Source organism: Amycolatopsis thermalba (assembly GCF_003385215.1).
GTDB classification, from domain to species: Bacteria; Actinomycetota; Actinomycetes; order Mycobacteriales; family Pseudonocardiaceae; genus Amycolatopsis_E; species Amycolatopsis_E thermalba.
Window position 1 is genome coordinate 1 of record NZ_PQHW01000168.1, and the last position, 9,691, is coordinate 9,691.

The 9,691-nt window shown below is 73.0% G+C and carries 10 protein-coding genes; 2 read left to right on the forward strand and 8 right to left on the reverse strand.

The window, feature by feature from the left end; genetic code table 11:
* Nucleotides 1-108 precede the first annotated feature (108 nt).
* Genes D0D15_RS34510 through D0D15_RS34540 form a run of 7 tightly spaced genes read right to left on the reverse strand, consistent with a single transcriptional unit; the run spans nt 109 to nt 6,467 of the window.
* On the reverse strand, nt 109-1,095 hold the full coding sequence (locus D0D15_RS34510) for a transketolase family protein (protein WP_094005167.1): 987 nt from the start codon (nt 1,093-1,095) through the stop codon (nt 109-111).
* The gene (locus D0D15_RS34515) at nt 1,092-1,952 is read right to left on the reverse strand and encodes a transketolase (protein WP_094005168.1); all 861 of its coding nucleotides are present in this window, start codon (nt 1,950-1,952) and stop codon (nt 1,092-1,094) included. Before D0D15_RS34515 ends, D0D15_RS34510 begins: the two co-directional genes overlap by 4 nt.
* Before the next feature lie 49 nt (nt 1,953-2,001).
* Nucleotides 2,002-2,685: a GntR family transcriptional regulator gene (locus D0D15_RS34520; protein ID WP_094005169.1), complete on the reverse strand. Its 684-nt coding sequence runs from the start codon at nt 2,683-2,685 to the stop codon at nt 2,002-2,004.
* 23 nt (nt 2,686-2,708) lie between these two features.
* On the reverse strand, nt 2,709-3,173 hold the full coding sequence (locus D0D15_RS34525; RefSeq protein WP_094005170.1) for a ribose-5-phosphate isomerase: 465 nt from the start codon (nt 3,171-3,173) through the stop codon (nt 2,709-2,711).
* Entirely contained in the window at nt 3,170-4,843 is a 1,674-nt protein-coding gene (locus D0D15_RS34530) for a dihydroxyacetone kinase family protein (RefSeq protein ID WP_115945057.1), read from the reverse strand. Before D0D15_RS34530 ends, D0D15_RS34525 begins: the two co-directional genes overlap by 4 nt.
* Nucleotides 4,844-4,857: 14 nt before the next feature.
* Nucleotides 4,858-5,631: an SDR family NAD(P)-dependent oxidoreductase gene (locus tag D0D15_RS34535; protein WP_094005172.1), complete on the reverse strand. Its 774-nt coding sequence runs from the start codon at nt 5,629-5,631 to the stop codon at nt 4,858-4,860.
* Between the two features lie 23 nt (nt 5,632-5,654).
* A complete protein-coding gene (locus D0D15_RS34540) occupies nt 5,655-6,467 on the reverse strand; it encodes a sugar phosphate isomerase/epimerase family protein (protein ID WP_094005173.1) in 813 nt (270 codons plus the stop codon).
* A 187-nt stretch (nt 6,468-6,654) separates the two neighbouring features.
* On the opposite strand from D0D15_RS34540, the gene D0D15_RS34545 reads away from it, so the two are divergent.
* Entirely contained in the window at nt 6,655-7,989 is a 1,335-nt protein-coding gene (locus tag D0D15_RS34545) for an MFS transporter (protein WP_094005174.1), read from the forward strand.
* Between the two features lie 64 nt (nt 7,990-8,053).
* Here D0D15_RS34545 and D0D15_RS34550 read toward each other — a convergent pair whose 3' ends face one another.
* Nucleotides 8,054-8,662 carry a TetR/AcrR family transcriptional regulator gene (locus D0D15_RS34550; protein WP_094005175.1) on the reverse strand — a complete coding sequence of 203 codons (609 nt, stop codon included), beginning with the start codon at nt 8,660-8,662 and terminating at the stop codon, nt 8,054-8,056.
* Nucleotides 8,663-8,714: 52 nt separating this feature from the next.
* Here D0D15_RS34550 and D0D15_RS34555 point away from each other — a divergent pair.
* Nucleotides 8,715-9,691: glycoside hydrolase family 3 protein (locus tag D0D15_RS34555; RefSeq protein ID WP_162830729.1), on the forward strand; the 977-nt coding region annotated here is incomplete at its 3' end.

A 9,691-nucleotide genomic window follows, 5' to 3' on the forward strand; every position in this document is an offset into this window, starting at 1 on the left:
ACGGTGGACACCCACACCCGAACGCCGCCCGAGCCCACCAGACGAGCCGACCCCGCCCTGGGCAGACCCACCGATCGCGCCCCGCTCACCCGACGCACCGGGGCGGACTCAGCCCAGCTCGGACAGCACCCGCTTCACCACGCGGTCCGTGGCCAGCCCGTACCGGTCGTGCAGCGTCGGTAGCGCGCCGGCGGCCAGGAACTCGTCCGGGAGCGCGACCGGCACGATCCGGCCGGCCACCCCGGCCCGCACCGCCGCCGAGGCGACCGTCTCGAACAGGCCGCCCACCACGGTGTGGTTCTCCAGCGTCACCACCAGCCGGTCCCCGGCGATCTCCCGCAGCACGGTCTCCGAGTCGAACGGCTTGATGGTCGGCGCGTGCACGACCGCCACGTCGACCCGGTGCGCGGCCAGCTTCTCCGCCGCCTGCAGGGCCCGCATCGTCATCAGTCCACTGGAGACGAACACGACGTCGTTCCCGCCGCGCAGCACGGCGGCCTTGCCGAGCTCGAACCGGTAGTCGTACTCGTCCAGCACCGTCGGCACCTTGCCGCGCAGCAGCCGCAGGTACGTCGGGCCTTCGCACGCGGCCAGCTGCGGCACGGCCTGCTCGATGTCGACCGAGTCGCACGGGTCCACGATCGTCAGGTTCGGCATGCCGCGGAAGATCGCGATGTCCTCGGTGGCCTGGTGGCTCGGCCCGTAGCCGGTGGTCAGGCCGGGCAATCCGCCGACGACGTTGACGTTGAGGTTCGGCTCGGCGATGTCCAGGCACAGGAAGTCGTAGGCCCGCCGCGCCGCGAACACCGAGTAGGTCGACGCGAACGGCACCAGCCCGACCTCGGCCATCCCGGCGGCGGCGCCGAGCAGCAGCTGCTCGGCCATGCCCACCTGGAAGAACCGGTCCGGGTGGGCCTGGGCGAAGACGTGCATGTCGGTGTACTTGCCGAGGTCGGCGGTCAGCCCGACGACCCGGCTGTCCCGCTCGGCGAGCGCGGCCAGTGCGTGCCCGAACGGCGCGCTGGTCGTCTTCTGGCCGGGGTCGGCGAACGAGGCGATCATCGCCGACGTGGTCAGCCGCTTGGTGGTGGTCACGCCCGCGCTCCTTCGTCCAGCTGCCCGCGGCAGATGTCCCACTCGTGCTCGTCGATGCGCATGAAGTGCGCCTTCTCCCGGGTCTCCAGCAGCGGCACGCCCCGGCCGATGCGGGTGTCGCACAGCAGGACCGACGGCGGCCCGTCCGGCCGCGCCCGCTCGGCGATCTCGTCGAAGGCGGCGAGCAGGGCGGGGATGTCGTTGCCGTCCACGCGGCGGACGAACCAGCCCGCGGCCGCCCACTTGTCCACGACCGGCTCGGTGCGCAGCACCCCGGCGGTCGGGCCGTCGGCCTGCAGCGCGTTGATGTCGACCATCGCGGTGAGCAGGCCGAGCCGGTGGTGCGCGGCGCCCATCGCGGCCTCCCACGTGGAGCCCTCGTCCAGCTCGCCGTCGGAGAGGAAGTTGAACACCCGCGCGGCGGACCCCTGCAACCGCAGGCCGAGCGCCATGCCGACGGCGACGGTGAGCCCGTGGCCGAGCGAGCCACCGGAGATCTCCATGCCCGGCGTGTAGGTCGCCATGCCGGACATCGGCAGGCGCGAGTCGTCCGAGCCGTAGGTCTCCAGCTCCTCGACCGGCACCACCCCGGCTTCGGCCAGCGCCGCGTACAGCCCGATCGCGTAGTGCCCGGTGGACAGCAGGAACCGGTCCCGCTCCGGCCACTCCGGATCCTCCGGCCGCAGCCGCAGCTGATCGGTGTAGACGGTGGCGAGCAGGTCGGCGGCGCCGAGCGCCTGCCCGACGTAGCCCTGCCCCTGGGCCTGGCCCATGTTCAGGATGTGGTGCCGCATGCGGTGGGCCGCCGCGGCGACGCGCTCGGCACGGGTGGCCGACGGCGCGATCGATGCAGTCATGAGTGATCGCTTCCGTGATGCGGGCGGGACGACCGCCCGGGAAGAGGAGTCAGTTCTCGCCGGTGATCTCGATGCGCGGGCGGGTGCGCACGGTGCCGAACAGCAGGGCCTGCGCGGTGGCGACCATGTGCTCGGAGATCACGCTCTGCGTCTTGACCGGGTCGCCGGACTCGATCGCCGTGACGATCTCCAGGTGACGGCCCGGGCTCATGTTGGACAGGGCGCGTTCCAGGCCGCGGTACATGATGCACATGCGGATGGGCCCTTCGAGCAGCTTCCACGAGCGCACCAGCGCGTCGTTGTCGGTGAGCTCGACCAGCAGTTCGTGGAAGGCGAGGTCGGCCTCGATCTGGGCCTCCAGCGACACCCGGGTGGCGCGCGCCATCCGGTCGACCGCGGCCCGCAGGCGGCGGCAGTGCTCCTCGCGGTAGTAGCTCGACGCCAGCGTCTCGCCGGCCAGCGCCTCCAGCGCGGCCCGGACGGTGAAGGTGTTGATGATGTCCTTCTCGCTGATCGAGCGGACGGTGACGCGGCCGCGCTCGCCGTACTCGACGAGCCCCTCCTGCTGAAGCTGGCGGAACGCCTCGCGCAGGGTGCCGCGGCTGATGCCGAGCTGCTCGGAGACCTGCACCTCGCCGAGGTGGCTGCCGGGCGGGAACTCGCCGGTCGTGATGGCCTGGCGCAGCGTGTCGACAGCCATCTGCCGCAGGTTGCGGTTCGGCTCCTTCACCACGCGCGCCCTCCCCGGGCTGGTCGTCAACACCGTTCGTACTCGCTGATCAACGATACCTTCGCCGCGCTGGCGGACCGCTCGTCGAAGGTGTATCCCAGCCACTCTGCCACGAGGCGCCGCGCCAGCTCCAGCCCGATCACCCGCTGCCCGAGCGTGAGCACCTGGCAGTTGTTGGACAGGATCGAGCGTTCGACGGAGAACGAGTCGTGCGCGGTGGTGGCCCGCACGCCGGGCACCTTGTTGGCCGACAGCGCCATGCCGATGCCGGTGCCGCACACCAGCACGGCCCGGTCGGCCTCGCCGTCACGGATGGCCTCGCCCGCGGCGAGCCCGATCTCCGGGTAGGGCCGGTGCACGTCGTCGGCGCCGCGGTGCACGCCGAGGTCGATCACCTCGGCCACCCGCGGATCGGCCCGCAGGTCCGCGGCGAGCTGTTCCTTGTAGTCCAGGCCGGCGTCGTCGCAGCCGACCACGATGCGGTAGTTCACCGCGTCCCTCCTGCCAGGTAGTCCGAAACTGTCCGCGCGATCAGGGCCAGCGACACGGCTCCCGGATCGGGGGTGCCGACGCTGCGTTCGGCGAGCGGGCGGGCCCGTCCCTTGCGCGGCACCAGGTCCGCGGTGGCGCGCGCGGCTTCCTCGGCCGCCGCCGCGGCCTGGGCCCAGGTGCCGGATTCGAGCCGGTCCCGGAACGGCACCAGCGCGTCTACCAGGGTCTTGTCGCCGGGTTCGGCGCCGCCGAGGGACATCACGCGCTCGGCGAACGCGGTCACGGTGGCGCGGGCGTCGATCGCGCCGCCGCCGATGACCTCGCCCGCCGCGCGCAGCCCGGCGCCCCACAGGACCCCGGAGGTGCCTCCGGCGCGGGCGGCCCACTCGTCCCCGGCAGCGGCGAGCACGTCACCGGCCCCGGCGCCCGCGTGCCAGGCGGCCTCCGCGGCGGTGACGGCGGCGTCGATGCCGCGGACCATGCCGCGGCCGTGGTCACCGTCGCCGGCCACCGCGTCGATGGCGCCCAGCTCGGATTCGGCTTCGTGCAGGGCTTTCCGGACCGCGCGCACCCCGTCGAGCACGGACGCGGCCAGTTCCCGGGACTCGGCGGAGGCCTCGGCGAAGCGCGGGGCGTCGTCGGTCACCTCCGCGACGGCCTCCTCACCGGTGTCCACGGTGATGGCGCCGCGGCGGAAGGCGGGTGTCCACGCGGGCGCGGTCCACAGCCGCTCCAGCTCGTCGTCCAGCCAGGTCACGGTCAGCGACACCCCGGCCATGTCGAGGCTGGTGACGAGCTCGCCGACCTCGGGCTGCACCAGCGTGTGGCCGGAGTCGCGCAGCAGCCGGCTCACGTCGGTCCACAGCACGAACAGCTCCTCGTGCTTGACCGAGCCGAGTCCGTTGAGCAGGACCGCGATCCGCTCCCCCGCCCCGGCCGGTTTCTCGGCGAGGATCCGCCGCACGAAGTCCCCGGCCAGCTCCCGCGCGGACGGCCGCGGCACGTCGCGCAGGCCGGGTTCGCCGTGGATGCCCAGCCCGAGGCCCATGTGCCCGTCCGGCACGGTGAACAGCGGGGCGTCCACGCCGGGGAACGTGCAGCCGGCGAACGCGGTGCCGATCGTGCGGGTCGCGTCGTTGGCCTTGCGGCCCACGCGGACCACCTCGCCGAGGTCCAGGCCCTCCTCGGCGGCCGCGCCCATCACCTTGAAGACGGTGAAGTCCCCGGCGATGCCGCGGCGTTCACCCGGCCGCTGCGCGCTGGCGATGTCGTCGGTGACGACGACGTTCTCCGCCCGGATGCCCTCGGCCCGCAGGCGTTCGGTGGCCAGGCCGAAGTTCATCACGTCCCCGGCGTAGTTGCCGTAGGCGAAGACGACACCGGCGCCGGAGTGCGCCGCCCGCGCCACCGAGATCGCGTCCTGGGACGACGGCGAGGTGAACAGGTTGCCGCTCACCGCGCCGTCGGCCAGGCCGGGCCCGATGATGCCGTAGAAGGCCGGGTAGTGGCCGGACCCGCCGCCGGGCAGCACGGCCACCTTGGGCCGCGCCGGACGGGCGCGGCGCACCGCCCCGCCGGGCACGCGCCGCACGGTGCCGGCGTGCAGCTCGCAGAACCCGGCCAGGGCGTCTTCGGCGAAGCTCGCCGGATCGTTGCTCAGGTAGGTCATCGCGTTCTCCGTCCTCAGTGGAGGAACGAGCCGCCGTTGATGTCGATGGTCGTGCCCTGCAGGTAACCGGCGTCCTCGCTGGTGAGCCACGCGATCACCGCGGCGACATCGTCCACAGTGGCCTGACGGCCGAGCGGGATGCCCTTGACGATGGCGGCCTCCAGCTCGTCGGTGGTGCCGACGCGGATGTCGGTGTCCACCGCGCCCGGGGCGACCGCGTTGACGGTGACCCCGGCGTCACCCAGCTCGCGGGCCAGCGCCTTGGTGAAGCCGAGGATCGCGGCCTTCGCCGAGCTGTACGGGGTGCGGCCGAACACGCCGCCGCCCTGCTGGGCCGACACCGAGGACATGTTCACGATCCGGCCCCAGCCGGCCTCGATCAGGTCCGGCAGGAACGCCTTGGTGACCAGGTAGGTGCCGGTCGCGTTGACCGCCATCACCTTGTTCCACAGCTCGAGCGTGGTCTCCAGGAACGGCACCGGCGAGGTGATGCCGGCGATGTTGACCACCGCGCCGACCGCGGGCAACCGTCCGGCGCCGACCTCGGCGCGCACGGCCTGGTAGGCGGCGAGCACGGACGGCTCGTCGGCCACGTCGACCCGGTGGGCGAACACCGGCGCGCCGGTCTCGGCGGCGATCTCGTCGGCGACCGTCTTGGCGGCCGGCTCGTCCAGGTCCAGCACGGCCACGGCCCAGCCGTCGCGGGCGAGGCGGGCGGCGGTGGCCTTGCCGATCCCGCGGGGCGCGCCGGCCCCGGTGATCACGGCGGTGCGCTGCGTGTCAGGCATGTCGGTTTCTCCTCGCGTGGGGTTCACAGGCCGGCGATGTAGGCCGCGGCCTTGACCGCGGCCGCCGGCCGTTCGTCGTCGGTGACGTCCCGGGTCTCCAGTTCCAGGGAGCTGGCGCCCTGGTAGCCCGTGGCGCGCAGCGCGGCGAAGGTGGCCGCGAAGTCGACCACCCCGTTGCCGATGCTGTGGTTGATGTGGCCCGGGGTGGCGTCGCGCAGGTGCACGTGGGCGATGCGCCCGGCGAACCGCTCGGCGTAGGCGGCGGGGTCACCGCCGGAGGCCACGATGTGGCTGGTGTCGAGCACCAGGCCCACGGCCGGGTCGAGCCGGTCCGCCAGCAGCCCGGCCAGGCCGGTGTTCCAGCACAGGCGGTGGAAGTGCGGGGCCTCCACCCAGATGGCGACGCCGTGCCCGGCCGCGGCTTCGGCCGCCCCGTGCAGCTGGGCGGCGATCAGGTCGAGGTCCTCGTCCAGGGTCGCGACCGGGTCGTGGGACTGGGCGCCGCAGGGCAGCACGAGCGCGTCCGCCCCGCAGGCCGCGGTGAGGTCGAGCAGGCGGCGCAGGTGGGCCGCCCGCTCGGCCTCGTCGTGCGGCCGGTTCAGGTCACCGATGTCGCCGTTGACCGACCGGACCCGCAGACCGGAGGCCGCCACCTCGGCGGCGACGGCGCGCACCGCGTCGTCGGTCAGGTCGTAGGGCACGTGGTCGCAGACCCCTGGCAGCGCGCCGAGGTCGATCTCGCCGAACCCGCACTCCGCGATGACCGCCAGCGCCGACGGCAGTGGCAGGTGCCGGAAGCTGATCGTCGAGCAGCCCGGCCATCCGGTTCGTTTCATGAGCGGGAATGTTAACAGAGAAGTGTCAACAGGCAAGGTTTCCGCAGAATTCGCCGGTGACATGCAGGTAGATGCCGAAGCGCACTGTTGACATACCTGCCTCAGCAACGCACGATGTCCTGCATTGTTAACAGGCGGGCACGACGACGTAGGGTCGTGGTGGCCCCTGACAGGAAGGCAATCGACAATGCGCAGCGAAGCGCTCACCATGCGCGGCCCGGTGCACGGCACGCCCGATGCGCGCCGCGTCGCCTGGGGCTCCACCGCCGGGGCCGTGATCGAGAGCTACGACTTCATCGGCTTCGGCACCGCCGCGGCCCTCTACTTCGGACCGGCGTTCTTCCCCAACGCCTCGCCCGTGATCGGCACGCTGTCGGCGTTCGCCACGCTCGGTGTCGGGTTCGTCGCGCGGCCGATCGGCGGCATCATCGGCGGGCACCTCGGCGACAAGATCGGCCGGAAGCCGGTGCTGGTGGCGTCCCTGATCGTGATGGGACTGGCCACGTTCGCGATCGGCCTGCTGCCGACGTACGAGACGGCCGGCGTGCTCGCCCCGGCGCTGCTGGTGACCGTGCGGATCATCCAGGGGGTGGCCTACGGCGCCGAGTGGGGCGGCGCGATCCTGATGACCTACGAGCACGCGCCGTGGCGCCGCAAGGGCGCGTTCACCGGCATCGTGCAGGCCGGGTTCCCGATCGGGCTGCTGCTGGCGAACCTGGTGTTCCTGGTGTCGGTGAACCTCTCCGGCGACTGGGCGTGGCGGGTGCCGTTCCTGGCCAGCCTGATCCTGGTGATCGTCGGCCTGATCGTGCGGGCCAAGGTGCCGGAGTCGCCGGTGTTCGAGGACGTGCGCGACAGCGGCGACATCGTGAAGGCGCCGATCGTGCAGGTGCTGCGGGAGGACTGGCGCAACGTGCTGCGCGGCATCGGGCTGCGGATCGCCGAGACGGCCGGTTACGCGGTGGCCATCACGTACATGATCTCGTACCTGAAGTCGGCGGAGCTGGCCTCCAGCGGCGAGACGATCATGGCGTTGTGCATCGCCTCGGCGGTGGGCATCGGCGCGACGGTCGCGTGGGGCGGGCTGACCGACCGCATCGGGCGGCGCCCGGTCTACCTGTGGGTCACGCTGTTCGGCGCGCTGTGGGCGATCCCGATGTTCCTGCTGGTCAACACGGCGTCGATCATCGCGATCGTGGTCACGGTGGTCGTGTCGTACGCGGTGTGCCAGAACGCGCTCGCCGGGGCCCAGGGCGCGTGGTTCCCGGAGCTGTTCCAGGCGAAGACGCGCTCTTCGGGGGCGTCGCTGGCGTACCAGATCTCGGCGATGATCTCCGGGGTCACACCGTTCGTGACGACGCTGCTGTTCCTGTGGCTGGGCTGGCTCGGGCCGGCGCTGCTGTTCCTCGCCTACTCCGCGCTGGGCCTGGTGTCGGCGCTGCTGACGCGCGAGACGTGGGGCCGCGCCGAGCGCGAAGCCGCAGCCCGCGCGACGGCGGAGACGCCCGTGGCGGTGGGCTGACCGGTTCGGTGGGCCGCCACCCCCGGCGGCCCACCACTCACAACCGGCATGGCCCTCACCGCCCTCACGGCCCCGCGAACAACCGCGCCGCCGCGGCTCGCCACTCCGCCACCAGGTCCATGCCGGCCGGATCGCGCAGCCACTGGATCTGCAGCCCGTCCATCGCCGCCATCACCTGGCGCGCCAGCGACTCCGGATCGGCCACGCGGCCGGTCACCATCGCCGTGAACTCGGCCAGCACCCGCTCCTGCCGGGCGGCGAAGTAGGCCGCCGCTGGGTGGCCCGGCGCCAGCGACTCGGCCTGCAGCACCGAGAACAGCCGCACGATCTCCGGCTGCGTGGCGTTGCGCCGGACCAGCGCCTCGCACGCCTCGGCCAGCGAGATCCCCCGTGGCCAGCCCCCGGCCCCCTCGGACAGGCCCAGCTGCCCGGCCAGCGACCGGAAGTCCTCGGCGTCCCGGTGGTCCAGCACGGCCAGCAGCAGCCCGTCCTTCGACCCGACGTGGTGCAGCAGCCCGGGCACGGTCAGCCCGCACGCGTCGGCCACGTCCTGCATCGACAGCGCCCAGAACCCGCCCTCCCCGATCAGCCGCGTCGCCACGTCGAGGATCTGCCGGCGCCGCTGCGCCGCGGGCAGGCGCGTCCGCTCCCGCCGTGTGTTGACTGCCGCCATGTCGGCATCCTAGGTTACCGAGTACCTACTAGGTACTAGGTAAGGACGCCACGTGGAGCCTGATCCCACCGTCGCCGACCAGGCGGCCCTCACCAGCGGCAACGACTTCTGGCACACCACCCCCGCCGCCGGCCTGCCGTCGATCACCGTCACCGACGGCCCGCACGGCGTGCGCCTGCAGGCGAGCGAGCACGACGTGGTCACCGGGCGCCCGGCCACCTGCTTCCCGCCCGCCGTCGCGACGGCCTCCACCTGGGACCCGGACCTGCTGCGCCGCATGGGCGAGGCGCTGGGCGACGAGTGCCGCGCGATGGACGTCGCCGTGCTGCTCGGCCCGGGCATCAACCTCAAGCGCACCCCGCTGGGCGGCCGCAACTTCGAGTACTTCGCCGAGGACCCGCTGCTGACCGGCGTGCTCGCCACCGAGTGGGTGCGCGGTCTGCAGAGCCGCGGCGTGGGCGCGTCGCTGAAGCACTTCGCGGTCAACAGCCAGGAAACCGACCGCATGCGGATCAGCGCCGACGTCGACGAGCGCACGCTGCGCGAGATGTACCTGCGCGCGTTCCAGCGGGTGGTGACGCAGGCGCGGCCGTGGACCGTGATGTGCTCGTACAACCGGATCAACGGCGTCCACGCGAGCCAGAACCGCTGGCTGCTGACCGAGGTCCTGCGCGACGAGTGGGGGTTCGAGGGTGTCGTGGTGTCGGACTGGGGCGCGGTCGCGGACCGGGTGGCCGCCGTCGCCGCGGGGCTGGACCTGACCATGCCCGGCCCCGACGACACCGGCGACCGCGCCCTGGCCGAGGCCGTCGCGGACGGGCGGCTCGACCCCGCGGCCCTGCGGACGGCCGCGGACCGGGTGCGCGCGCTGGTCGAGCGCGCCGGCGAGCGGGAGCCGGCCGGGTACGACGCCGACGCCCACCACGCGCTCGCCCGCGAGATCGCCGGACGCGCGATCGTGCTGCTCAAGAACGAGGGCGGGGTGCTGCCGCTGCGGGCGGGCCAGTCGCTCGCGGTGCTCGGCGAGTT